The sequence below is a fragment of the Chryseobacterium sp. TQ-BC-N36 genome, from assembly GCF_058382295.1.
The window spans coordinates 471,817-497,612 of sequence record NZ_CM178175.1 but is presented as its reverse complement, the minus strand read 5'-3'; the positions used below and the strand labels follow the sequence as shown (position 1 = coordinate 497,612).

Here is a 25,796-nt window from a genome sequence, read left to right as displayed (position 1 = left end):
AAAGTTACGGAATATTACTTAATTAGAACCAATCTAAACAATGCTTTTCATCATAAAAAAGACTTTCCACCCAAGATAAGACAGCCCAGCTTTTTAAAAAGGTTCTTTTTTGAATTTTCAATGATGCCATAAGGTTTTAACTCTGGGCGGAATCCTCTGAAAAACTCTTCAATATTGGGAAGTTCACCTCCTTCGAAATCAAAGATATGAGTTTCGATATTTTCTTTAATGACATGGTCTATCAAGACGGATGCTCCGGATAATTTAACGTAATCCTTATCATTAAAATTCCCAAGAAGCGCCACCATATTACCATCTCTATAAGTAGCAATTACATTGATTATCCTGTGCTGATAGTAAAAAGCAGTAAACTTAAGATATCCTGATCTGTGAAAACTTTCAAAAATCCTCATAAAGTCAGGCAGATCACTGTCTTTGCTTAATCCCAGGGTATTTGCTTCTATAAAGATCTTTGCCTGATCATAAGAAATGATTTTGATTTCCGAATCTTTTAAAACAGATTCATCTAACCTCAGTTTCCGTTTTCGCTTTGGAGAATACCTGTTGTAAACTTTCTCATAAGAATCAGGATACAGCAAAAAATTTTTTTTGACTCTGAGCTTTGTACGAAGCTGGTTTATATCATTGAACGGGTAGGCCCTGATCATGTAATTTCTTTTCAGAAATTCTAAAAAAGCCTCATTAAGATCCACATTATCCTTATGGGAAAACACACCAAGCTGCTGGCACAGTTTAGGATTGTGCACGATTTTCAAGCCGTATTTTCTTACAAAAGGTACAGGCATTACTGCTTCATAATCTTTATAGACGAGAATTTCCCACGGAATCGTTGAAGCAGTATCTAAAAAGTCTTTAGTAGCAGAATATTTTCTTTGTTCAGAATTTTCTAAACATTGAGCATATTTTACAAAATCAATTTCATTGTATTTCAATCTTCTAATCATAATAATCCTTCGTCCGAGAAACTAAAATAAGAATCCTGTGTAATGATAATATGGTCTAAAAGCTGAATACTTAACGTATTTCCTGCTTCTTTTATTTTTTGGGTAATGTTGATATCTTCCCGGCTTGGTCTTAAACTTCCGGACGGATGATTGTGGGCAATGATAACACCCGTTGAGAAGTGATCCAATGCTGTTTTATATAAGATTCTTACATCTACAATAGACTGGCTTATTCCTCCCTGAGTCAATTGTGAAATATGAATTACTTTATTGTTATTGTTCAGGAAAACAGCCCAGAATTCTTCTGTCCTCAAATCAGAAAGCTGGTTTTTGAGAACCATATAAGCGTCATGACTGTTGCCGATAATTGTTTTTTCAGGAATTTCCTGGATAGCTCTTCTTCTGCCGATCTCTAAAGCTGAAATAATTGAAATGGCTTTTGTAACTCCAATTCCTTTGAATTTCATCAGGTCTTTAACAGAAAGCAGGCTCAACTGATGCCAGTTATTGTTGACTGAACTTAAAATTTTACGGGCTAATTCTATGGCATTTTCATCCTTATTCCCGCTCCCCATTATGATAGCCAGTAATTCAGAATCAGAAAGTGAGCTTTTGCCTTTCTGCAAAAACTTTTCTCTGGGTCTGTCATCTTCTGCAAGAAATTTTATGGCCATCGAAATAGAAATTATTATAAATTAATAGAATGCATATAAGATCATGGGGTTTACTGACTGATCAATATATCTGGATGTTTCTTTAAAAGCGTTTACTGAAAGCATAGGACATCCCAAGCTCAAACATGCCGGAGTCTCGGATTCCACATCAGGAATACAGCCGTAAGAATGAAGAACAACTGCTCTCTGCATAGCATTACTATTGGTAGAATCCAAGCCTTTTAAACGGTAAGCCTTGCCAAATTTACCTATATAACTTTCTCCAATAACATATTTCCCCAATGAAGACTGGTAAGAACCTTCAGTATTACTGAATCTTAAAGCATCTGACCGGGGAATAACGGAACCCGAACCGTGAGAAACAACAGCTTGCTGTACAATAGTATTCTTTTTAAGATTATAAACAAAGTACCTGTATTTCCCGGAAGAAATTCTAAAATTGATAAAAACAGCCAGTTCCTGATTAAAATCCTTTCCTTTAATATAATTTTTGACCTCCAAAATTTTTGACTGTGGCACGCCTATGGGCTTCAATTGCTGAGATTCAGCTTTTGAGCAGGAAATTATAATTAAAAAAAAGAAAATAAAGTGTTTCATCATCCGGTGCTATCAATGTTACTCTATAATCATACCGTCCTTCATGACAAGTTTACGGTCTGTGATTTCTGCCAGATTCGGATTGTGCGTTACAATCACAAAAGTCTGGTTATATTTGTCTCTAAGATCGAAAAATAACCTGTGAAGATCATCTGCATTCTTGGAATCCAGGTTACCTGTAGGTTCATCTGCAAAAATGATTTTTGGTGAATTGATTAAAGCTCTTGCTACAGCCACCCTTTGTGCTTCTCCACCGGAAAGCTGATTAGGTTTATGATTCAGCCTCTGCTCTATCTTTAAATCTTCGAATAAAGCATATGCTTTTTCAATAGCTTCTCTTTCATTGGCTCCGGCTATTTTTGTCGGAAGCAGTACATTTTCCAGTGCTGTGAACTCCGGAAGAAGCTGATGAAACTGAAATACGAAACCGATATTCTGATTTCTGAATTTCGACAGCTGCTTATCATTCATGTTAATAAATGACTCTCCTGCTATTTCAATTTCAGTATCATATTTGTTTGATTGAGTCGGGTGATCCAGCGTTCCTAAAATCTGAAGCAATGTAGACTTACCTGCTCCGGACTCTCCTACAATAGAAACCACCTCTCCTGTTTTGATTTGAATATCAACACCTTTCAGTACCTCTAAATTCCCATAAGATTTATGGATATTTCTTGCTTTAATCATGATTCAAAAATAGTGAATTGCCTGCAAATAAAAAACCGCTTTTTGAAACGGTTTATATTTTATTTTGCTTTTAAAGATATCCAATTTTTTTAATCCATTTATATGAGTCTTTTCTATTAATTTTTTTAATTATTTTCTTCTTTTTTCACCGGTGAAAATTATATATAAATATTATTTCCTTTTATACTTTTTTAAAACTGTAAGGTTATTCAATAACAAGAAAACCTCCCGATTTGGGAGGTTTTACTATTTTCAGTTCAGAAAATTACAGTAACAAAGTTAATGGGCTTTCTAAATAGGTTCTTAATGTCTGTAGGAACTGCGCACCTGTAGCACCATCCACTACTCTGTGGTCACAAGCCAATGAAAGCTTCATCGTGTTTCCAACTACAATCTGACCGTCTTTAACGATTGGTTTCTCAATGATTGCTCCTACTGAAAGGATGGCAGAGTTTGGTTGGTTAATGATACTTGTAAATGTTTCGATGCCAAACATTCCTAAGTTGGAAATAGAGAATGTAGATCCTTCCATTTCGTTAGCTTTAAGACCTTTGTTCTTAGCTCTTGAAGCCATATCTTTTACCGCTGCAGAGATTTGGGTATACGTCATCTGATCTGTATTTTTCAATACAGGAACTACCAATCCATCAGGAATAGCCACCGCTACACCAATATTGATATTTCCTCTGTGGATGATCTTATCCCCTGCCCAGCTTGAATTTACCTGAGGGTGTTTTCTCAAAGCAATCGCAGTGGCTTTAATGATCATATCATTGAAAGAGATCTTGGTATCTGGTAAAGAATTGATTTCTTTTCTTGCTTCAATCGCTTTATCCATATTGATCTCAACCATCAGATAGTAGTGAGGAGCAGAGAATTTACTTTCAGAAAGACGTTTTGCAATCACGTTTCTTACCTGAGAGTTTGGAGTCTCTGTATCTTCGCCCTGTACAAAACTTACTGCAACAGGAGCAGCGCTTGCTGCAGGAGCTGAAGCAGGTGCTTTTGCAGCCGGCTGATAATTTTCAATATCTTTTTTAACAATTCTTCCGTTTTCACCAGATCCCTGAACACTGTTGATGTCAACCCCTTTATCCTGAGCCATTTTCTTAGCCAGTGGAGAGATGGCTACTCTGTCAGAAGATGAAGAACTTACAGCCGGAGCTGCTTTTTCTTCAGTTTTAGCTTCTGTTTTTTGTTCAGCTGGTTTTTCAGTTGAAGCAGCAGCTTTTGGAGCCCCTACAGCGGAAACATCTGTTCCTGCAGGACCTATAATTGCCAATACTGAATCAACAGGAGCTGCACCACCTTCTTCTACTCCCTGCTTCAACAGTACTCCATTGAATTCAGATTCGAAATCCTGTACTGCTTTATCAGTCTCGATCTCAGCAAGAAGATCTCCTTCTTTTACTGTATCACCTACATTTTTATGCCATTTAGCTACCTTACCTTCTGTCATTGTATCAGAAAGTCTTGGCATTGTAATAACTTCTACCCCAGCCGGAACTTCTGCAGCAGCAGGTGCAGCTGTTTCAGCTTTTGGCTGTTCTTCTGATTTTTTTTCTTCAGTACCTGCAGCAGGAGCAGCAGCTCCGCCTGTCAATCCTGAAATATCCTCTCCTTCATTACCGATAATTGCTAAAACAGAATCTACTGCAGCAGCTCCACCTTCTTCTACACCTACGTATAAAAGAGTACCTTCTACTTCAGATTCAAAATCCTGAACCGCTTTGTCAGTTTCAATTTCAGCTAAAATATCTCCTTCTTTTACTTTATCTCCTACTTTTTTATGCCATTTTGCCACTTTACCTTCCGTCATTGTATCGGACAGGCGGGGCATCGTAATTACTTCTGCCATAATCTATATTGATTTGAGATCCGAGATTTGAGATTTGAGATTTCAGAAATTTCAAACTTCAAATTTCAAATTAATTTTTATTTTTTAGTTTTCTAATTTGTCTAGGAATGGATAATCTTCCTGAGCATATACATATTCATAGATTTTTTCTGCATCCGGATACGGAGAGTTTTCCATAAATTCAATACACTCTTCAACGAAGTCTCTTGATTGGTTGTCTATTGTTTCCAATTCTGCTTCTGTAGCCCAACCGTTTTCCAGGATTCTGTGCTTTACAAGCTCAATCGGATCATCATTTTTATGAACAGCTACCTCTTCTTTAGATCTGTATGGTTCAGCATCAGACATAGAATGTCCTCTGTAACGGTAAGTTCTTGCTTCAATGAAAGTAGGCCCATCTCCTCTTCTCGCTCTTTCAATAGCTTCATAAGCAGCTTCTGCTACTTTTTCAGGATCCATTGCATCTACAGCAAGACAAGGCATTTCGTATCCTAATCCTAATTTATAGATATCTTCGTGGTTGGCCGTTCTTTTTACGGAAGTTCCCATGGCATACTGGTTGTTTTCCACAACAAATACGACAGGAAGTTTCCAGTTCATTGCCATATTGAATGTCTCATGTAAAGACCCCTGTCTTGCAGCACCATCTCCAAAGAAACAGATGTTCACTGCTTTTCTGTCGAAATATTTATCTGCAAAAGCAATACCTGCACCTAAAGGAATCTGTCCTCCAACGATACCGTGTCCTCCGTAAAAACGGTGTTCTTTACTGAAAATGTGCATAGATCCACCCATTCCTCCGGATGTTCCCGTAGCTTTACCACAAAGTTCTGCCATGATTCTTTTAGGATCTACCCCCATCGCCATTGGATGGATGTGGCATCTGTAAGCAGTAATCATACTGTCCTTTGTAAGATCCATTGCATGGGTAAACCCGGCAGGGATTGCTTCCTGACCGTTATACAAATGTAAAAAACCTCTGATCTTTTGTTTTAGGTAAAGAGAACGGCATTTGTCTTCAAACCTTCTCCACATTGTCATATCTTCATACCACTTCAGGTATACCTCTTTAGAAAATTCTTTCATGTGTTAGCTCTTGCTTTTTTATGATGAAATAGTTGAGCAAAATTATGAAAAAAACTTTGTTTTTATTCTATACATAGATAACTTTTCGTTTTTTCTGCAAATTCTATTTGCGGGCTGAGTGGATTATTCTTAATTTTCGAGACCTCTACGCATTCAAAAAACGATTTTCAACATGCTGTTTTTCTGTTTCAACACATTTAGAAAAACCCTGTTTATGTGAATTTTACAAAATAATACAGGATACTGAAACAGTAAAAATTCTTGATACTTAATCCTTCGGTATCTTTTATTTTTAATTATTGTTAACATACGTTTTGGGTATTTCAGCAGCTTCATTTTTTAATAAATTCAGATTTAAGCCTTACATTTATTAATATTATAATGCTAGAATTTCAAAGGCTGAAAAATATTTCACTTTATCAAAAACTCCTGGTAATCAAAACATTTTAACAGTATTCAATCGTTCTCTATCATTGCTTTTATTTGGTTTTTGAGGTTATAGTGTTATATTTGGTTTTTAAACCAGATTATGGAAGAAAAGAAATCTTCATTATTACACACGTTTTCAAAAATCATTTCTGATTTTTTTAATCCCCTGATCTCTCTGATCCTGTTTTTTATATATATGAGCATACGGGAATATTCCCTTAAAGAATCTATGCTGTATTTTCTTCCTGTATTATTAATGATTGTTATCCCGGTTATCATATGGCTGGTATGGAATGTGAAAACGGGAAGATATACAAACATGGATGTTTCCAACCGGATTCAGAGAAAAACGCTGTATATATTTATTGCCGGGGCCGTCATTTCTTACCTTATTTTTAATTATATCAGAAATGGATATATTGATTGGGTTATGCTGTTTATTTTAATCCTTCTGTTTGCGCTTCAGATCAGCAATCTATTTATCAAAAGTTCAATGCATACAGCATTTAATGTATTTGTAGCAGCCTTATTTTTCTCTCTCGACTGGAAAATGGGTCTGATATGGCTGGGAATAGCAATTTTGGTGGGAATTACCCGTATCATTTTGAAAAGACATACGGTAAAAGAAGTATTTATGGGTGCTGCAATAGCATTTATGGTATCTTTTATCTATCTTTATTGCAATATTCAATTTCAACATTAGAATACTCTATGAAAATTAATCATCTTACTGCCGCAGAGGAAAACTTTATGAAGCTGTTTTGGAAAATGGAATCTTTCTATCTGAAGGACGTTATGGAGCAGCATCCGGAGCCGAAGCCACATCAGAACACGGTTTCCACTTATTTGAAAATATTGGTTGAAAAAGGCTATCTGTCAACTGTAAAAGAAGGACGAATCTTTAAGTACTCAGTACTTGTGCCGTTGGAGGAATATAAAAAATTTCTCTTAAAAGAACTTTCGCATAATTTCTTCAATCATTCCGGAAAGGAGATTCTGGAGCTTCTATTAAGCGAAAAATTAATCTCTCAGGAAGATATGAAAGGTTATTTTGATCTTAAAATCGAAATCAAACCATCCAAAACTGAAGAACCGAAATTCGAGTTTGCCGAAGAAATTTTAAGTCCGAAAAAAGAGAAAAAAACGAAAGGAAAAGAAAAAGACAAGGAGAAAAAGAAAAAGAAGAAAAAAGATTAATCCCAATCCCCCAAAAACACCAAATCATGAAAACAAAATTCCAGGAAACTGTAAGCCGGGCCAATGAAGTCATTTTCCGATATCCTATGAGATTCTGTTGATGGCTTTATTAGCTTCTGCAGATACCATATCATTATTGTCACAACTCTCTTCTCTCCCTTAACCTGACAGTTAATAATACCTTCCATCGTTAACAACAGAGAGGCTCAGGAAATTAATGAAGATGAATTTGAACTGATCGATCAGCTAACAGATAACCCCTCATTAACATTAAGCTTTAAATAGGTTGGAAAAGTGAATTTTGAACCTGAGATTCTTAAGCTGTTTCAAAAAAATAAAAACAAAGACTGCTCTAAAAGCAGTCTTATATAATTACAAAAAAAGCGGCTCAAAAGCCGCTTCATATTTTTACCAACGATTTCCGCCTCCGCCACGGTTATTACCATAGCCTCCGCCTCTATTGTTGTTATTACCATAACCTCCTCCGCTTCTGTTGTTATCAAAGCTTCTTCTTGGTTTTTCTTCTCTTGGTTTAGCTTCAGATACGTTTAACGTTTTTCCGTTGAATTCTTTTTGGTTAAGAGATTCAATAGCTTGCTTTCCTTCTTCATCACCCATCTCTACGAAACCGAAACCTCTGGAACGACCAGTTTCTCTGTCTGTAACGATTTTAGCTGATGATACGTCTCCAAATTCTGCGAATAGATCGTGCAACTCATACTCTTTAGTTGCGTAATTGATGTTTGAAACAAAAATGTTCATTTTAAATAAATTAAAAAATTAATAAAAATTTGGTATATAAAAGAAAAACAACATAAATTAATGAACAAATATTGATTCCAAATATAAACGTATGCAAGATACAATTAAAAATTTCAAATCAAAGCTTTTTTTACATATTTCTCACATTATGTTGAATCCAAATATTAAAAAGAAATACCAACAAACACAAACAAACTGATTAACAACAAGTTACGTAAAACCTCTTTTTATCATTAAAATTATTTAATACATAAAGTAAAAGACTGAACACTTTTCTATAATCTTAACAAAAGCAGAGAATCATATGGTTTTTATTCCCTTCCTCCATCTAGTTTCTATAAAATTTTAACCTTCACATTCAATGAAAAAGTATACCACCAATTACATCAACACGCTTATTGAAATTGCTGAAGACTGCCCAGTTTCTCAGTCACAGATCCCCCCTGAAAAAAAAGAAAAAACACTTGCCAACCTTCAGTATGAGAAACTTGCAAAGAATCCTTACCAATATACTTCAGATGATATTATTTTTGACTGCTATGCCATTAAACATGATATTTCAGAAAATGAAAAACAGCAGGAAAGAGAAAATTTCTTTTCCAAAGGCCAGCCTTGCCTTCGCTGCTCTCCTTTAGCAAAAAAATACGGATTTGGAATTCATCATAATTCAGAAGGAAAAGTGGCACTGATCCCAGTGGAAAGTAAAGAATATCAGTCATTACTGAATGATGTCTCTACAGCAAAAACCAAAGCTATGCGCTCCAAAAGAAAATGATTGAGAAAATGAATAATACTTTTCAGATCAATAAATACTATTGTTTTGAAAAGATCAGCTTTTAACACTAAATTTGTACTTCAAATTATTAAAAGACATGAACTACCATACCAGAAAATGGGTAAAGCCCGAAGACTTAAATCCAAACCACTCACTTTTCGGAGGAAGACTCCTTCAATGGATTGATGAAGAAGCTGCTCTTTATGCCATTATCCAATTGGAAAACACAAAAGTGGTTACTAAATTTATCTCTGAAATCAACTTTGTAAGTTCTGCCAAACAGGGAGACATTATAGAAATAGGAATTGAGGCTACACATTTCGGATCTTCCTCTATTACGTTAAGATGTGATGTCCGAAACAAAATGACCCACCAGACCATTATTACCGTAGATAAAATTGTCATGGTAAATCTTGATACAGAAGGTAATCCTGCCCCTCATGGCAAAACTAAAATCGAATTTGTAAAAGACAGGTTAAACAGCAGCCTATGAAGATTTTCATAAAAAATATGGTCTGCAACAGATGCATTGCGGCAGTGGAAAACATTTTCCGTAATGCGGATGTAAACATTACCAATATCTTATTGGGAGAAGTAGAAACCGAAACTGACATTTCTCCGGAAAAAATGCAGGTCATAGAGAAAGAACTCCTCAATACAGGCTTTGAAAGAATCATGGATTCTGCCCGCCAGGTTGTGGAAAAGATCAAAAATCTGATTATTGTAAAGATCAGTGAACTGGATATTGCGGAGGACTTTCTGCTTTCAGAATTTTTAAGCTCAAAGCTTCACAAAGATTACAGTTCGCTTTCAAAAACATTTTCGCAAAACGAGAATATTACATTAGAACAGTTCTTTATCCTTCAGAAAATTGAAAAGGTAAAAGAACTTCTTTTATATAACGAATTCAATCTTACCGAAATTGCAGGTAAGCTGGGGTATAAAAGCGTTCAGCATCTTTCTACCCAATTCCGCAATGTAACCGGATTCACACCCACAGAGTTCAAAAAACTTAAAGAACACCACCGCAAAGCGCTTGATAATCTGTAAGTTTTAGAATTTGAGTGTTTAGGGTCAAAGGAGCTAAATATTCCTATTTCACTTACAAACGCTCAAATTCTACAGCTCTACAACTCTTAAACCCTCTTACTCTTATACTCTCCCACCCTCAAACTCTCCTACCCTCTAACCTAATTTTATAACTATTATCCTTAAATTTATAACAGCCTTAGATATCCATTTTGGAAATTTGTAGTATAAATTTAAGAATCATGGAACAACAGTATAAAATACTCGGAATGACCTGTTCCGGCTGCCAGAAAAAGATCTCAAATCAACTGAACAGTATTGATGGTGTTACAGCAGAGGTAAATCTGGAAACCAATACCGCAACAATCATTTCTGATCATAGAGTGCAGCTTTCCGTTTTAAATGATGCCTTGGCAGAAATAGGAAAATACAGGCTTGAAGATCCCCACAATCCCGAAAAAGCCTTTTTAAAGCCTCAGGATCGTGTATCGCCGTCTTCAGTATACTATTGCCCGATGGAATGCGAAGGAGATAAAGTGTATTTCAAACAAGGAGAGAGATGCCCTGTATGTAATATGTATCTTGTACCTATTGAAGAAAAACTGGCCAAAGATCCCCATCACAAGCCTACTTATTCTGCAGACAACCTTCCGGAAAACTTTAAAGACAATCTTGGAAAATATTATTGTCCGATGTTTTGTGAAGGAGATAAGGTGTACAATGAAAAAGGAGACTGTCCGGTTTGTCATATGCATTTGGAACCTATCACTGAAGAACTTATTCAGAAAGGAGGCTTACATTCTCATTCACACGTTCACAAGCATCACGGCCATCATCATACCCACCATGAAGCTCCAAAAGTAACCGATGAAATGGCAGGCAGATATTACTGTCCGATGTATTGTGAGGGGGATAAAACTTATGATTCCAATGTAGGATGCCCGGTCTGCGGAATGGATCTTGTTAAATACCCAGAAAAGAAAACCGCAAAATATACCTGTCCAATGCACCCGGAAATTATTCGTGACGAACCGGGAGACTGCCCTATCTGTGGAATGGACCTCGTAAGAATGCCTGACAGCGGTGATGATGAAGAGGATGAAACATACCATATATTAAAGAGAAAATTCATTATTTCATTAGCATTTACCATTCCCGTTTTCATTCTTTCGATGGGTGGGATGGTTATCAATTTTCCTTTTTCCCATCAGGTTCAGGGATTTATCGAGCTTGCCTTCACTCTTCCGGTGATGTTTTATTCCGGGTGGTTCTTATTGAAAAGAGGCTGGATTTCCTTTAAGACATGGAATCTCAATATGTTCAGTCTTATTGCGCTGGGAGTGGCTGCAGCATTTATTTTCAGTATTGTTGCTTTAATTTTTCCGGACATTATTCCTCATGAAATCCGTGGGCATAATCATGAAATCCCGTTGTACTTTGAAGCGGTCTGCGTGATTTTAACCCTTGTTATTTTAGGCCAGTTAATGGAAGCGGCAGCTCATAAGAAGACAGGAAATGCCATCAAAGAATTGATGAATCTTTCACCAGATGAAGCCAATCTTATGATCAATGGCGAAGAAAAAAGAGTGTTGCTTTCGCAGGTAAAAATAGGAGACTTATTAAAAGTAAAGCCTGGTGAAAAGATCCCCGTAGACGGAAAAATCACAGAAGGCAATTCTATCGTAGATGAAAGCATGATTACGGGAGAACCTGTTCCTGTTGAAAAAAACACTGATGATAAAGTATCTTCTGGAACAATAAACGGAAACCGGGTTTTCATCATGAAAGCAGAAAAAGTAGGCGACGAAACCTTGCTCTCACAGATCATTAAAATGGTCAATGAAGCCAGCCGAAGCAAAGCCCCTATTCAAAAACTGACGGACAAGGTCTCAAAAGTGTTTGTTCCAGTGGTGATCCTTATTGCTGTGCTTACCTTTATTCTGTGGCAGTTTTTCGGTCCTGAAGGGAAAAGAAGCTTATTTGCTTTCGTCAATGCTGTAGCAGTACTCATCGTAGCCTGTCCTTGTGCACTTGGGTTGGCAACGCCAATGTCGTTAATGGTAGGAATTGGAAAAGGGGCCAAAAACGGAATCCTGATCAAAAACGCTGAAGCTCTTGAGCAGATGAATAAAGTCAATGTTCTGATCACTGACAAGACAGGAACTTTAACGGAAGGAAAACCGTCGGTAGAATATATAGAAACAGCAGCCGGTGAACAGAATCAGATTTTAAAACTTGCTTTTTCACTGAATCAGAATTCTGAACACCCATTATCCAATGCGGTTATAAAAAGAGCAAAAGAAAAAAATATAACTGCTGAAAAAGTAGACCGGTTCGAAAACATTTCAGGAAAAGGAGTGAAAGGAAACATCAATGGCAAAACAGCATATTTAGGAAATGAAAGCCTGCTGACCTCACATCAGATCCAGATTCCGGAGACTTTAAAACAAAAAGCTGTAGAAGTACAGTCCAAAGCGCATACAATTTCTTATGTAGCACAAGATCAGCAGGTACTTGGCTTTATAAGTTTTACAGATAAAATCAAGGAAAGTTCTAAAAAAGCTGTTAAACAATTAATGAGCGAAGGCATCGATGTAATCATGATGACCGGAGACAACGAACATACGGCCAAAGCCGTGGCCGATGAACTAGGAATCAGACATTTCAAAGCGAACTGCCTTCCTGAAGATAAACTCAATGAAGTTAAAAAGCTGCAGCAGCAAGGTAAAATAGTGGCTATGACCGGAGACGGGATCAATGACTCTCCTGCCCTTGCCCAGTCTGATGTGGGAATTGCTATGGGAACAGGAACGGATGTAGCCATTGAAAGTGCCGAGATCACTTTATTAAAAGGAGATATCTTAGGAGTAGCCAAAGCAAAACTACTCAGTGAAAAGCTTCTTAAAAACATAAAAGAAAATCTGTTCTTCGCATTCATCTACAATGTTTTGGGAGTTCCGGTTGCGGCAGGATTATTGTATCCATTCTTTGGAATTCTGTTATCACCAATGATTGCAGCAGCGGCAATGAGTTTCAGCTCACTTTCAGTGATCCTTAATTCATTGAGATTAAACTCCGTAGATCTGGACATACAATAATATTATGACAAAAGAAAATCTTTACATAGGCTGTTCGGGATTTTATAATAATGACTGGAAAGGGTCTTTATATCCTGAAAATGCCCAAAGTAAAGATTTTCTTTCCTTATACTCAAAGACATTCAACGCTGTAGAAATCAATTCTACTTTTTACAGAAAACCGACCTCAAAAACACTGTTGAAGTGGTATGATGAAACACCGGATGCATTTAGATTTTTTATTAAAATTCCTAAATCCATTACCCATCAGAACCGGCTTGAAAATTCAAAGGAAGAAATTGAACTCTTCTGCAGTCATATTCAAAGCAGTCTGAAGGATAAGCTTTCAGGATTTCTATACCAACTCCCTCCTTCCTTCAAAAGGACTCCTGAAAACACGGAACGTATCTTCAACAATATTGATCACCGTTTTCTGAACGTCATAGAATTCCGGCACAACTCATGGTGGGAAAAAGAAATATATGATCTTTTACAAAAACATCGTATTATTTTTTCCGGTGTAAGTTTTCCGGGCGACCTTCCGGAAGATCTGATCATCAACCATCCGGGAATATTGTATTACAGACTTCATGGGAAACCTGTTCTTTATAAATCAGAATACAGTGAAAGCTTTTTAAATGGGCTTGCTGAAAAGATTAAAGATACCGGGCTAACTTCTTTTATTTTTTTCAATAATACCTGGGGAACGGCAGCCATTAAAAATTCATTGCTTCTGAAGACAATTTTAGAATAACAAATATACTGGATGTCGTTGATTTTGTTAAAATAAAAATATTTCTCCATCCAATGAAGAATGTTAAAAACTCAATAAAGATAGAAAACAACTATTGCTTTTGTATTTATAAATGTTAAATTTTAAATAAAAGAAAACCATACATAATAATTCATAATGACAATGGAAATCTCCTTTAAAATAAAGTTCTTAAAATAAACTTAAAAAGAAAAATTTCTGTACTGCATGGCATATAATTTGTTAACTTTCTGTTGTTATTTTTAACGATTTTTAACAATTTAAATTCCATTATTTTTATGAGAAAAATTTTTGCGGGAAAGTCAAGAAATAAGACTTTCCTCGGGATGTTTGCATTGGTGAGTGCAACTTCAGTTTTATTGAACAGCTGTAATTTCAAGAATGAAGTGAATCATGACCCCGTCGTCAGATCACAGGAACATCCTGCCGCAGAAATAGTCCCCAAAATGGACGAAGAAAGCGATAAAAGAGTAATCTACCTTACCTTCGATGACGGTCCCAATCAGGGAACCGAAAATCTTTTAAAAATCCTGGATAAAAGAAATGTTTGCGCAACTGCCTTTCTGGTGGGGAAACATGCATATGGAAGCAAAAAACAGAAAGATGATCTGCTGCTGCTTAAGCAGAATCCACTGATAGAACTGGCTAATCACAGTTTTACCCATGCCCACAATAAGTACACCGATTTTTATAAAAATGCTGACGCTGTCGTTCATGATTTTGACATTGCCAGAGACAGCCTGAAGCTTTATGATAAAATAGCAAGAACTCCAGGGAGAAATATATGGAGGCTGAACAATATTAATGTAACGGATATCAAAAGTTCTACTGCAGCTGCAGACGGCCTCAAAAAAGCAGGATATAAAGTAATTGGCTGGGACCTGGAATGGAGACCTTCCCAAAAGATGACTTTAAAGGGAAGTCATGAAGCCATGATCAAAAAGGTAGACAGTATCTTCTTAAACGATCTTGAAAAGACTTCACGACACCTTGTATTTCTCACCCATGATCAGTATCTGAGAGATGCAGATTCTATCAATGAACTGGATCTTTTCATTGAAAAACTGCAGAAAAGCAATAGGTTTGTTTTCAGAAAAATTTCACAGTACCCTAAAATCAATGAGGTTTTGAATTAATATGCACAGCAGATCTGATGATCTTTGAGCTTTGAACATTCAGGGAATTTTCGGACATTTGTATTTATGAGTATTAAAGAGAACTATAACACTATAAAGAACCAGCTGCCATCCACTGTGCAGCTGGTTGCTGTTTCTAAAACCCATCCCGCTTCAGCTGTCCAGGAGGTTTATGATCTGGGACAGAGAGTCTTTGGAGAAAATAAAGTTCAGGAACTGATGGAGAAATTCCCCCTTCTTCCTCAGGATATCCAATGGCATCTGATCGGTCATTTGCAAACAAATAAAGTCAAGTATATTGCTCCTTTTATTGATACCATACAAAGTGTGGATTCTGAAAAATTATTAGCAGAAATCAACAAAGAAGCAGGAAAGCATAGCAGAATTATCAAAGTTCTTTTACAGGTGAAAATTGCGGCAGAAGAAAGTAAATTCGGGCTTGACATTTCTGAAGCGAAAGATCTCTTCAGAAAATATATTGACGGACATTTTCCTAATGTTGAAATCACCGGCTTAATGGGAATGGCCACATTCACGGATGATGAACAGCAGGTAAGAAATGAGTTTTTAGTTCTGAAAGGCCTTTTTGATGAACTAAGTACAGTAAGACCATTGAATACTTTATCTATGGGAATGAGTGATGATTTTCCGGTAGCCATTGAGTGTGGGGCTAATTCTGTAAGGGTTGGATCTGCTATTTTCGGAAGGAGAGACTATTCAAAATAGAATATTTAGGTACAGTTTTTGCTAATAATTGAAACAAAAAATTTAAATTTGCAACTATGCAAAAAATCCTTATAGTAGAAGACGAAAAAGCAATCTCGGGAGTACTTCACAGTATTCTTTCGGATGAACTAACCGATTATGAATTTGTTATCGCCGAAGACGGCCTTGAAGGGTACAAACAGGTAGAAAAAGAAGATTTCGCACTGGTGATTTCTGATATCAAGATGCCTAAACTTTCAGGAACCGAACTTTTGAAGCAAAGTCTCGCATTAAAGCCAGAAACTACTTTTATCATGATCTCAGGCCATGCAGATATCGATTCTGCTGTTTCCTGTCTGAAGGAGGGTGCATACGATTTTATCTCCAAACCCATTGATATCAACAGACTTATTACAAGTGTAAAAAATGCATTGGTAAAGGAAACCCTGAAAAAAGAAAATAAGAATCTTCAGACCGAGAATAAAACTCTAAAGAAAAAAGTAAGCAAAAAATATCAGATGATCGGTACTTCTCCTGCTCTTCAAAAGATCCAGGATATGATCGAAAAAGTAGCTGCTTCTGACGCCCGAGTTTTGATCACAGGACCTAATGGTGCAGGAAAAGAATTGGTAGCCCACGCTATTCACAATCAAAGTGAGCGTGCAAGAGGCCCAATGGTAGAGGTCAACTGTGCTGCTATCCCGTCTGAGCTGATTGAATCTGAACTTTTCGGACACGTAAAAGGGTCTTTTACAGGTGCTATTAAAGATAAACAGGGAAAATTTGAACAGGCAAACGGCGGTACGATCTTCCTTGATGAGATTGGAGATATGAGCCTTATTGCTCAGGCTAAGGTATTGAGAGCTCTTCAGGAAAGCAAAGTTTCTCCTGTTGGAAGTGATAAAGAAATTAAAGTTGACGTGAGAGTAATTGCGGCAACAAATAAGAATATGCAGAAAGAAATAGAGGAAGGGAAATTCAGAGAAGACCTTTACCACAGACTTTCTGTTATTGAAATCTATGTTCCGCCATTGGATGAAAGAAAAGAAGACATCAAATTATTAGTTGAGCATTTTGCAGGTATGATTGCTGATGAGCATGGTACTGCTGCGAAAAAATTTGATGATAAAGCGATTGATGCTTTAAAAGCTCTTTCATGGACTGGAAATATCAGGGAATTAAGAAATGTTGTGGAAAGATTGATTATTCTTGGTGGAAATACTGTTTCTGAAAGTGACGTTGCAAGTTTTGTAAGGAAATAATAAAGCTATTATTACAATATTATAAAAATTTGCAGTATAAACACTGCAAATTTTTTTTTGCCCCTATTTTAATTATAAACTATATGAATCTTAAAATATTATGAACTTTTTAAACAAGAACTATACGAAAGAATGCCTGACTTTGGCTCTGCCTGTGATGCTTACCCAGGTGGGGCAGGTTTCAGTAAACTTATTCGATAATATTATTGTCGGAAAATTATTGGGAGCTGATGCTCTGGCATCCGTTTCATTGGGGAATGCAGTATTTTTCTCCATCTTTGTATTGGCCCTTGGGTTTTCATTTGCTATACCGCCATTGGTTTCGGAAGCACACTCGAAAGAAGATCACGCTACGATCAATTCTGTATTCAGTCATGGTTTTATTATCAATATGTCTGTTGGGATCATTCTCATGGTTATTTTACTGATGGGAATGCCGCTCCTCTATCACTCAGGGCAGCCTGCCAAGATCATTCCCGATACGGTAAGCTTCTTAAGTATCATGGTAATCAGTATGATTCCGTTCATGGCATTTCAGACGCTTCGTGAAGTTTCTGAAGGATTATCATACACGATCGGAGTTACAAAAGCTACCATTATTGCCAATATCATCAATATTGCACTGAATTATGTTTTTATCAAAGGACTCTGGGGAATACCTCCGATGGGGGTAAAAGGATCGGCCCTGGCAACTCTGATTTCCAGAATTTTCATGGTTGTTTTCCTTTATTTTGTATTGCTTAAAGAAAAAAGAACAAGACGTTATATCAAAGATTTCTCTTTAAAAGTTCAGGATTTTTCAAAGCAGATGTTTGATAAAATGGTAAGACTTGGATTGCCTACCGCTTTACAGATGTTTTTTGAAGTAACTGCTTTTGCCGGGGCTGCATTCATCTGCGGGCTGATTTCTGCTCATGATATTGCTTCCCACCAGATTGCTTTAAGTATGGCTTCATTTACTTTCAATCTGTGTGTTGGGTTCAGTGTTGCCTCCACAGTCATGATCGGCAGAAAACTGGGAGAACAGAATTTTGTTGAGTTGAGAAAAGTAGGAATCAACAATCTGAAAATTGCATTTATTTTCATGTGTATCTGTGGATTGGTATTTATTTTAGGCAGAAATATCCTTCCGACTTTCTTCACAAAAAAAGAAGAAGTAGAAGTTATTACATTAGCATCCAAGCTCATGATCATCGCTGCCCTATTCCAGCTTTCAGATGGAATTCAGGTGACGGCTTTGGGAATGCTTAGAGGATTGCAGGATGTGAAAATTCCGTCTATCTATACTTTTATTGCCTATTGGGTAATTACCATTCCTTTAGGATATTTCTTCTGTGTTACTCTGGAAATGGGAGCATTGGGTATGTGGATCGCACTTGGATTAGGATTGACGGTATCCGCAGTTTTTCTTGTAAAACGATTTTTGAATATGTCTGCAAAAAGAATTAAGCAGAATTCATAAAATAAAATAGCTGTTTCAGTTTTGAAACGGCTATTTTTTATTCTTTCCAATTTTTAATTACAGATAAAAACTAATAAGAGGTTGATATAGGCTTTTTAAAATTTACTTTTTGCCTCTTTTACCATTTAATCGATTCTCTTTCCTAAAATCTTCAGACTTCGTTCTATTCCGTCCAAAACTGCTACATTAGGAAGGTTTCCCCAGTCCTCAAATCCGAAATGCCTGAACAGCTTCAGACTTGGCTCGTTATGAAGGAAAATAAGGGCAACGAGATTTTTCACTCCAAATTTCCCTACATTGTCGATGCAGTACTGCAGAATTGTTTTACCGTATCCTCTTCCTCTACAGATTTCATCCAGATAAATACTCACCTCTACTGTGCCATTATATGCCGCTCTTTCATGAAATGAACTGAAGCTTACCCATCCGATGATTTGCTCCTGTTTATCTTCAACCACCCAAATCGGTCGGGTCTGAGAGTTGTGTTCTTCAAACCATTTTATTTTGCTTTCCACAGAAACTTCTTCCATGTCTGCAGTTACCATTCTTGAGGCAATTGTTGAATTATAAATGGCTACGATTTTATTTAAATCTGTTAATTCAGCATTCCTGAACTTCAATTTTTCCATGGACGAATATTCGGCTTAATTTTATACAAAAATACTAAATTTCAAAAAATACCCTATAAATTCACAATCAATTACCCAATTTCGACATTCTTAAGAGATCACCCCCAATAAAATACTATTTATAACATTTATAAAAATATTTTTTGTCAATACACAAAGGCGCGAGGATTTTATCTGTGATAAAATTACATGTCGCTTTTTAATTGCTAATAATAATTGCTGAAAATTTCATTTTTTACTCTTAAACTTAAAAACTATTTTAAGTCTTTTAAGATTCTATTCAGGCTTCTTACTGTTATTCCCAGGTAAGCGGCCATATCTTCTTTTGAAATCTGAATTCCTTCTTTAGCCTGCATTTTCAGTAATTGTGTTAAAGTATGTTCTGTTGTATAAAGCTGTTGGTAAGAAGCTCTGCTGGAAGTATTGATAATCCGTTCGGCAAAGGTATCAAGCAATAAGTTATTTAAAATAATATCATTTTTAAGCAAAAACCTGAAATATGGAACAGCAATCTCATAAACGGAAACTTCAGTTAATGTTTCTATACTGCATAAGCAAGGTGTATTTTTGATCATCTCTATTTCTCCAACAATTTCACCGCTTCCCGAAAACTCTACAATATATTCTTTTCCATTTTCTTCAGTAAAATAACATTTGGTAATTCCTTCTTTAATAATCATAGGTTTTAAAAGAAACCGTCCCTGTACAAGAATTTTTTCTCCTTTGGGATAAGATTTCAACAGGATATCTTTCTCACTCTCCTGTTGACTGTAAAGCTCTTCGAAATAGCTTAAAAATTCCTGATTGGTTCGTAACATATGGATCCCGGGACAAATGTCCTTTGCTTATTAAGTTTTAATACTGAATTTTGAGCTCAGAAAATTACAAAACAAAAATGAATAATCATATTACTACAATTGCTTTTGATGCAGATGATACTCTTTGGATCAATGAGCCTTATTTTCAGGAGGCTGAAAATGAATTCTGTATGCTGCTTGAGGACTACCTACCGCAGCATTCAGTCTCCCAGGAACTGTTTAAAACAGAAATGCAGAATCTTCATTTGTACGGATATGGAGTAAAGGGATTTATGCTGTGTATGATCGAAACTATCAGCAGAATTTCCAATAATACCGCCTCCCTGGAACTGGTGAATAAAGCCATACAGTTAGGCCAGGACCAGCTGCAGAAACCTATTGAGTTACTGAATGGAGTTACAGAGACTCTTGAAAATTTAAAGGGAAAGTACAGGCTTGTTGTGGCAACAAAAGGAGATCTTCTGGATCAGGAACGTAAACTGAAAAAATCAGGATTACAGGAATATTTCCATCACATAGAGATCATGAGTGATAAAAAGGAAAATGATTACAAAAAGCTCCTTAAGCATCTGGACTGCCCGCCTGAAAATTTCATAATGCTTGGTAATTCCATAAAATCAGATGTTTTACCGGTATTGGAAATAGGGGGTTCTGCGGCTCACATTCCTTATCATGTCACCTGGACGCATGAGCAGCATGACGTTAACCTTGAACATCCGAATTTTATGGAGCTTAAGAGTATTGATGAAATTCTGAAATATCTTTCATATTAAGCTGTTAAAGTGCCATAAGAAGATAAGATTATTAAGCTAAACTTTGCTTAATTTTTAAGTTGTGTGCCTCTAACTTCCTTATTATATTTTTCAATCAAAAAAAGAGACTGTTCGTTATGGACAGTCTCTTTTGTAATTTATTTCTTCAGACACTTTTCAAGGAACTGATCCTGTTCCCATAAAAGGTGTAAGATATTTTCTTTGGCCTGGTATCCGTGGGCTTCTTTGGGAAGAAGGACCATTTTTACAGGAGCACCCAGATTTTTCAGTGCCTGGAAGTATCTTTCAGTCTGTAAAGTGAAGGTTCCCGGATTGTTATCCGCGTCTCCATGGATCAGAAGAAGCGGGGTTTTCATTTTATCAGCATGCATGAACGGAGACATCGTGTTGTAAACCTCAGGAACATCCCAATAGTTTCTCTGCTCACTTTGGAATCCGAATGGTGTCAATGTTCTGTTGTACGCTCCACTTCTTGCAATTCCACAAGCGAAAAGGTTAGAATGAGTCAGAAGATTTGCTGTCATGAAAGCTCCGTAAGAATGCCCTCCAACAGCCACTTTCTTTCTGTCGATATATCCTAAATGATCTACAGCATCAATAGCCGCCTCTGCATTGGCTACCAGCTGAGGAATAAAAGTATCATTCGGTTCTGTTTTTCCTTCTCCAACAATTGGGAAAGCCGCATTATCCAAAACAGCATATCCCTTGGCAGTCCAGTATACAAAAGAACCATATGTAGGAAAAGTAAAATCATTATCATTTTGAGTGCTTTGTCCTGCAGTATCTTTGTCTTTATATTCTCTAGGGTATGCCCAGATCAATAAAGGAAGTTTTTCTTTTTTAGCTTTCCTGTCATAATTTGCAGGGAGATACAAAGTTCCTGTTAAGGTTACACCATCATTTCTTTTGTAGGTAATCACTTCTTTATAAACATCTTTGATGCTTTCAAAAGGATTGGCAAAATGGGTTACCGCTTCTGTTTTATTGGATCTGATATTCTTTTTAAAATAGTTCGGGTATTGGCTTGGAGACTGCTGAGTTGTTAAAATTTCTCCTTTTGATGGATTCAGGATATCTATGATTCCTTCTTTGGCATTTTTAAGGTTGGAAGTATAAAGTCTCTTCTTTTTCAATGATTTAACATCCATTTCATCAATGAAAGGATGCTGCCCTTCTTTGGTAAATCCGGCACCGATCAGATAGGCTTTTCCTCCTTTCATGTCAATAACCGTTCTTCCATACTGATTTTTCACTGTATTGAAGTTACCAGGATCACTGTATACATCCTGAGAGTTTCTGTCATCAATAACTTTTGATTCGCCGTTGTTGAGGTCAATCAGAAAAGATTTTGTATTCCTTGTATCATACCATTCTTCAGAAACGATGGCATAGTGATCATTGGTCCAGTCTACTCCATCAAATCGTTGTTTTGTCTTGAAGAAAGATTTTGGTGCTGTAGTAAACGGAGCCTCCCACGTGAAAATTTCATCTCTGTATTCAGCTGCTTTATATTGATCTCCACCATCAAGTGCCTCTGCAAAAACAAGAGTTGCCGATGCATCACGTCTCCATACCATATTTCTTTTACCTGTTCTTACGGATGAAAATCCTTTGGGCATGATTTCATTCAAAGGCACTTCATTCACCACTTTTACAGTATTTCCTTTTATATCATACACTGTAGTGGTTGATGGAAACCTGTTCAAAGGAACGATATATGAGAATGGTTTTTTGATTACGGATGCCATCAGGTAGCTGCCGTCAGGGGAAAAGCTCAATCCATAATACATATCCTGGTCTTTTAATTTCTTAAGACTTCCATTAAGATCTACGCTATAAATTTCAGAAGCGGTAAGAACTTCAAAGTTTTTTTCATCCTGAGGATTCTTCAAAAGATCCTGATAGGTTCTGTTTTGTGATACTTTTCCGTCAGCAGTAGAAACAATAGGTCCTGTTGGAAGATCTTTTTCTGCATCAATCAGAGCAGGTCTGTTTTGAGGAAGCTTCTTGATCAGCAGACTTTGAGAATCATTATTCCAGATATAAGGGCTCTCCAGGTTGGCATTCAGATTATCTTCAGTAATTTTTTTTGCTTCTGCAGTTTCCAGATCTATGATCCAAAGCTCTACCCCTTTATTTGTAGTATTGGTAAAAGCCAGTTTCTTTTCGTCTGGTGAAAATGAAATATATGTAATTTTAGCTTCTGCAGGAAGATTCTTTACCTGAACTTCATTCTTATCATTAATTTTTCTGATCTTAAGATCATTAAAGTAAGTAACTGTACTTCCGATATTGGTAACCGGATTGATCCTTAATCCACCCAATTTCATTTCCTGCTGGCTAAGGTCCTGTAACGTCTTATAAGTAGGACGATAAGTGAAAACTACCCAGTCTTTTTTGTTATTCATCAGAACACTTGGTGGCCTTTGATAATCTGCCAGTTTCAGGATTTCAGCAGATGGCTTTTGGTAAGTAATATTCTCCTGTGCATCATAAAAATTGAGAAATGCCAAAAGGCAAATAGTCAGTTTTATCTTCATATAATTCATTTTCTACGAATGTAGTGAATTTTAACAGATTGATAAAGCTAAATAAATAAGACTCTTTTTAGTGTCATATTTGTTTTTTTATTACTTTTATCTTACAATTAAAATAATATGAAAAATTTAAGAAAACTTTCAAAGCATAATCTGAAGGCAATCATCGGAGGAAATGCACCATTATGTGATTCTGGATATGTAGCTTGCAGAGTAGGCAAAACGCCAAGTGGGGCACCTATCTGGGAGTGTTTACCATCTTGCACACCCTAAGAACAGAAAAGGCACTTCATTTCTGAAGTGCCTTTATTATTTATTGTTACTATTCTAAGATTACCAGTCTGAAGCTCTCTTCCTTCTTTCAATCATATGGTCAACTGAAATTTTCCCAGCCCCGATCACCATCAATAAAAGATAAACGGAAAGATAGATAAGGCTCATTTCTCTTTTTTCAAAAGGATCTGCACCATGCACTACAAATCCGGCAATAATCATTGTAAAGATTAAAAATCCCAGAGAAACTCTTGTAAAAAGTCCCAGTATAAGTAGTATTGAACATACAAATTCAGCAAAAACCGTAAGAATAAGTGATATCTGTGGTCCCAGTCCCATAAAATCAAAAAATTCAATTTTACCTCCTGCCAATAGCATCTGAAGTTTTGGAAAACCATGAGAAAGCATTGCAAAACCCACAAATACCCTCACTGCTAATAAAATAATATCTTTAGGTATTGAGCTCCAATTTGAATTATTATAGTTCATCTACTAAAAAATTTAGTCTAAGGTAATAAAAATCTTTTAATACAACGGGAGTACAGCTGTTTTTAGTTTACCGGTAACCGAAGTTTTTAAGATCTCTGTCGTTCTTTCTCCAGTCTTTTTTCACTTTTACAAAAAGATTAAGGTGAATTTTCTTGGTGAAAAACTTCTCGAGGTCCAGTCTTGCTTCAGTTCCCACTTTTTTGATAGCTTCTCCTTTGTGCCCGATAATAATTCCTTTCTGGGTATCTCTTTCTACATAAATAATAGAATCTATGAAAATAATTCCTTCTTTTTCTTTAAACTGCTCAGTAACAACTTCTACAGAATATGGAATTTCTTTATCATAATTCAAAAGGATTTTCTCACGGATTGCCTCGTTTACAAAAAATCTTTCTGGCTTATCTGTGAACTGATCCTTATCATAGTAAGGAGGGTTCTCAGGAAGTAATGATTTTATTTTAGGAAGAATAACCTCTGTATTGAAGGCATTCAGGGCAGAAATAGGCAGAATTTCAGCCTTCGGAATTCTGTTGTGCCAGTCTTCTACCAATTTTTCAAGACCTGCCTGATCGGTCTGGTCCACTTTGTTGAGTAAAAGAAGTACTGGTACAGGAATTTTATTCAGCTTATCAATTAAAAATTCTGATGGTTCTGCCTTATCAGTAACATCTACAATGAACAGGAAAACATCAGCATCCTGCAGGGAGTCTTTTACAAAATCCATCATTTTTTCCTGCAGCCCGTATTTTGGATCCAATACTCCCGGAGTATCAGAAAATACAATCTGAAGGTCATCTTCATTATAAATACCAAAAATTCTGTGACGGGTTGTCTGCGCTTTCTGCGTTACAATCGCCAGCTTCTCTCCCATCAATTGGTTGAGCAGTGTTGATTTTCCCGCATTGGGCTTTCCGACTATATTTACAAATCCAGCTTTGTGCATAAAAATAATATTACGAACTGCAAAGTTAATAAAACAAAACTGGTCTTTACTGTTAATCTTAATTTTTAAAGAGCAAAAGAGAATTATATCCATTTAAATATCTGTAATAAAGGAAATTTGAAAGGAATTCGTGATTGATATTTTTTCTCATACCTGTAAAAAGGCTCAGATAATTTGTATTGCATTACCTAAAACTGATATTTTTGAATATTAGAATTCATCTTTATGAATATAGACCAGATTCTTGATCAGATCTTCGTTCTGCCTGAAGCATCAAAAAACAGTTTAAAGGAACATATCTCCGAAGTTTCTCATCCAAAAGGATTTTGCCTGATGGAGGCTGATAAGGTGATCCCCTATCTTTATTTTATAAGAAAAGGAATTGCCCGTGCATACTCATCAACATCTGATAATGATATTACATTCTGGTTCGGAAGTGAAGGCCAGTGCATTCTCTCTATGAAAAGCTATGTAGAAGACAAACCCGGCTATGAAAGTATTGAACTTCTTGAAGACTGTGATCTTTACAGAATGGAAACGGAGCAGCTCAAAAAGCTTTTTAATGAAGACATTCATATTGCCAACTGGGGACGAAAGCTGGCAGAAGCAGAAATGATAAAATCTGAAGAACTGATTATTTCAAGGCAGTTTAAAACTTCTCTGGAACGGTATAAAGATATTATTGCTTATCAACCTGACTTGCTTAAAAGAGTCCAGCTGGGCTATATTGCGTCTTATCTGGGCATTACACAAGTGAGTTTAAGCAGAATTCGGGCAGAAATAAAATAAATTTTAAAATTCAAAGATTGAAGAATTGAAATATTTAAAAATTCTTATGTTTCAGCTAAAGCCTGAGGTATG

Annotated in this window: 26 protein-coding genes; 14 read left to right on the top strand and 12 right to left on the bottom strand. The window is 36.3% G+C overall.

Annotation, left to right across the window (positions count from 1 at the left end):
• Nucleotides 1-50: 50 nt before the first annotated feature.
• From AC3FI7_RS02165 to pdhA, 6 genes are all read right to left on the bottom strand, one after another.
• Complete coding sequence (locus AC3FI7_RS02165) at nucleotides 51-965, bottom strand: GNAT family N-acetyltransferase (protein WP_491461278.1); 915 nt, start codon at nucleotides 963-965, stop codon at nucleotides 51-53.
• Nucleotides 962-1,639: a RadC family protein gene (gene radC, locus AC3FI7_RS02160; protein ID WP_291898231.1), complete on the bottom strand. Its 678-nt coding sequence runs from the start codon at nucleotides 1,637-1,639 to the stop codon at nucleotides 962-964. Before radC ends, AC3FI7_RS02165 begins: the two co-directional genes overlap by 4 nt.
• A gap of 21 nt (nucleotides 1,640-1,660) precedes the next feature.
• Nucleotides 1,661-2,140 carry a murein L,D-transpeptidase catalytic domain-containing protein gene (locus AC3FI7_RS02155; RefSeq protein ID WP_291898232.1) on the bottom strand — a complete coding sequence of 160 codons (480 nt, stop codon included), beginning with the start codon at nucleotides 2,138-2,140 and terminating at the stop codon, nucleotides 1,661-1,663.
• Between the two features lie 114 nt (nucleotides 2,141-2,254).
• Nucleotides 2,255-2,923 (bottom strand): ABC transporter ATP-binding protein, encoded by a 669-nt coding sequence (locus tag AC3FI7_RS02150; protein ID WP_142722403.1) that lies wholly within the window; start codon nucleotides 2,921-2,923, stop codon nucleotides 2,255-2,257.
• A gap of 265 nt (nucleotides 2,924-3,188) precedes the next feature.
• Complete coding sequence (locus AC3FI7_RS02145; protein WP_291898233.1) at nucleotides 3,189-4,781, bottom strand: dihydrolipoyl dehydrogenase family protein; 1,593 nt, start codon at nucleotides 4,779-4,781, stop codon at nucleotides 3,189-3,191.
• Between the two features lie 84 nt (nucleotides 4,782-4,865).
• On the bottom strand, nucleotides 4,866-5,867 hold the full coding sequence (gene pdhA / locus AC3FI7_RS02140; RefSeq protein ID WP_142722401.1) for a pyruvate dehydrogenase (acetyl-transferring) E1 component subunit alpha: 1,002 nt from the start codon (nucleotides 5,865-5,867) through the stop codon (nucleotides 4,866-4,868).
• A gap of 529 nt (nucleotides 5,868-6,396) precedes the next feature.
• Between pdhA and AC3FI7_RS02135 the strand changes: the two genes are divergently transcribed.
• Nucleotides 6,397-6,999, top strand: coding sequence for a phosphatase PAP2 family protein (locus AC3FI7_RS02135; RefSeq protein ID WP_142722400.1), 603 nt, complete (start codon nucleotides 6,397-6,399; stop codon nucleotides 6,997-6,999).
• Nucleotides 7,000-7,007: 8 nt separating this feature from the next.
• On the top strand, nucleotides 7,008-7,493 hold the full coding sequence (locus AC3FI7_RS02130; protein ID WP_343658214.1) for a BlaI/MecI/CopY family transcriptional regulator: 486 nt from the start codon (nucleotides 7,008-7,010) through the stop codon (nucleotides 7,491-7,493).
• Between the two features lie 408 nt (nucleotides 7,494-7,901).
• On the opposite strand, the gene rbp is transcribed toward AC3FI7_RS02130, so the two are convergent.
• Entirely contained in the window at nucleotides 7,902-8,255 is a 354-nt protein-coding gene (gene rbp / locus AC3FI7_RS02125) for an RNA-binding regulator (protein ID WP_142722398.1), read from the bottom strand.
• A 361-nt stretch (nucleotides 8,256-8,616) separates the two neighbouring features.
• Here rbp and AC3FI7_RS02120 point away from each other — a divergent pair, with 361 nt between their 5' ends.
• The 9 genes from AC3FI7_RS02120 (at nucleotide 8,617) to AC3FI7_RS02080 (ending at nucleotide 18,473) form a co-directional block, all read left to right on the top strand.
• Complete coding sequence (locus AC3FI7_RS02120; RefSeq protein ID WP_343658213.1) at nucleotides 8,617-9,030, top strand: DUF6157 family protein; 414 nt, start codon at nucleotides 8,617-8,619, stop codon at nucleotides 9,028-9,030.
• A gap of 97 nt (nucleotides 9,031-9,127) precedes the next feature.
• A complete protein-coding gene (locus tag AC3FI7_RS02115; RefSeq protein WP_343658212.1) occupies nucleotides 9,128-9,523 on the top strand; it encodes an acyl-CoA thioesterase in 396 nt (131 codons plus the stop codon).
• Nucleotides 9,520-10,080, top strand: coding sequence for a helix-turn-helix domain-containing protein (locus AC3FI7_RS02110; RefSeq protein WP_142722395.1), 561 nt, complete (start codon nucleotides 9,520-9,522; stop codon nucleotides 10,078-10,080). The genes AC3FI7_RS02115 and AC3FI7_RS02110 overlap by 4 nt, the downstream gene beginning before the upstream one ends.
• 221 nt (nucleotides 10,081-10,301) lie before the next feature.
• The gene (locus tag AC3FI7_RS02105; protein ID WP_491461277.1) at nucleotides 10,302-13,157 is read left to right on the top strand and encodes a heavy metal translocating P-type ATPase; all 2,856 of its coding nucleotides are present in this window, start codon (nucleotides 10,302-10,304) and stop codon (nucleotides 13,155-13,157) included.
• Between the two features lie 4 nt (nucleotides 13,158-13,161).
• A complete protein-coding gene (locus AC3FI7_RS02100) occupies nucleotides 13,162-13,890 on the top strand; it encodes a DUF72 domain-containing protein (protein ID WP_491461276.1) in 729 nt (242 codons plus the stop codon).
• A 296-nt stretch (nucleotides 13,891-14,186) separates the two neighbouring features.
• Entirely contained in the window at nucleotides 14,187-15,044 is an 858-nt protein-coding gene (locus AC3FI7_RS02095) for a polysaccharide deacetylase family protein (RefSeq protein WP_491461275.1), read from the top strand.
• Nucleotides 15,045-15,110: 66 nt separating this feature from the next.
• Nucleotides 15,111-15,770, top strand: a complete 660-nt coding sequence (locus AC3FI7_RS02090) for a YggS family pyridoxal phosphate-dependent enzyme (RefSeq protein ID WP_491461274.1) — start codon at nucleotides 15,111-15,113, stop codon at nucleotides 15,768-15,770.
• Between the two features lie 56 nt (nucleotides 15,771-15,826).
• Nucleotides 15,827-17,011, top strand: a complete 1,185-nt coding sequence (locus AC3FI7_RS02085; protein ID WP_002979922.1) for a sigma-54-dependent transcriptional regulator — start codon at nucleotides 15,827-15,829, stop codon at nucleotides 17,009-17,011.
• Nucleotides 17,012-17,111: 100 nt separating this feature from the next.
• Nucleotides 17,112-18,473, top strand: coding sequence for an MATE family efflux transporter (locus AC3FI7_RS02080; RefSeq protein ID WP_491461273.1), 1,362 nt, complete (start codon nucleotides 17,112-17,114; stop codon nucleotides 18,471-18,473).
• Nucleotides 18,474-18,598: 125 nt separating this feature from the next.
• On the opposite strand, the gene AC3FI7_RS02075 is transcribed toward AC3FI7_RS02080, so the two are convergent.
• Together AC3FI7_RS02075 and AC3FI7_RS02070 are read right to left on the bottom strand one after the other, a co-directional pair.
• Nucleotides 18,599-19,102 carry a GNAT family N-acetyltransferase gene (locus AC3FI7_RS02075; protein WP_491461272.1) on the bottom strand — a complete coding sequence of 168 codons (504 nt, stop codon included), beginning with the start codon at nucleotides 19,100-19,102 and terminating at the stop codon, nucleotides 18,599-18,601.
• Between the two features lie 254 nt (nucleotides 19,103-19,356).
• Nucleotides 19,357-19,920 (bottom strand): Crp/Fnr family transcriptional regulator, encoded by a 564-nt coding sequence (locus AC3FI7_RS02070; protein ID WP_142722388.1) that lies wholly within the window; start codon nucleotides 19,918-19,920, stop codon nucleotides 19,357-19,359.
• Between the two features lie 77 nt (nucleotides 19,921-19,997).
• Between AC3FI7_RS02070 and AC3FI7_RS02065 the strand changes: the two genes are divergently transcribed.
• Nucleotides 19,998-20,693 carry an HAD family hydrolase gene (locus AC3FI7_RS02065; protein ID WP_142722387.1) on the top strand — a complete coding sequence of 232 codons (696 nt, stop codon included), beginning with the start codon at nucleotides 19,998-20,000 and terminating at the stop codon, nucleotides 20,691-20,693.
• Between the two features lie 137 nt (nucleotides 20,694-20,830).
• Here the strand turns inward: AC3FI7_RS02065 and AC3FI7_RS02060 are convergent, their stop codons facing one another.
• Complete coding sequence (locus tag AC3FI7_RS02060; protein ID WP_491461271.1) at nucleotides 20,831-23,233, bottom strand: S9 family peptidase; 2,403 nt, start codon at nucleotides 23,231-23,233, stop codon at nucleotides 20,831-20,833.
• Between the two features lie 117 nt (nucleotides 23,234-23,350).
• Between AC3FI7_RS02060 and AC3FI7_RS02055 the strand changes: the two genes are divergently transcribed.
• Nucleotides 23,351-23,503: a bacteriocin-like protein gene (locus AC3FI7_RS02055; protein WP_491461270.1), complete on the top strand. Its 153-nt coding sequence runs from the start codon at nucleotides 23,351-23,353 to the stop codon at nucleotides 23,501-23,503.
• A 60-nt stretch (nucleotides 23,504-23,563) separates the two neighbouring features.
• Here the strand turns inward: AC3FI7_RS02055 and AC3FI7_RS02050 are convergent, their stop codons facing one another.
• Nucleotides 23,564-23,992, bottom strand: coding sequence for a DoxX family protein (locus tag AC3FI7_RS02050; RefSeq protein WP_142722385.1), 429 nt, complete (start codon nucleotides 23,990-23,992; stop codon nucleotides 23,564-23,566).
• Nucleotides 23,993-24,059: 67 nt separating this feature from the next.
• Nucleotides 24,060-24,935: a GTPase Era gene (gene era, locus AC3FI7_RS02045; protein WP_142722384.1), complete on the bottom strand. Its 876-nt coding sequence runs from the start codon at nucleotides 24,933-24,935 to the stop codon at nucleotides 24,060-24,062.
• Between the two features lie 225 nt (nucleotides 24,936-25,160).
• On the opposite strand from era, the gene AC3FI7_RS02040 reads away from it, so the two are divergent.
• Nucleotides 25,161-25,724, top strand: coding sequence for a Crp/Fnr family transcriptional regulator (locus tag AC3FI7_RS02040; protein ID WP_142722383.1), 564 nt, complete (start codon nucleotides 25,161-25,163; stop codon nucleotides 25,722-25,724).
• Nucleotides 25,725-25,796 lie beyond the last annotated feature (72 nt).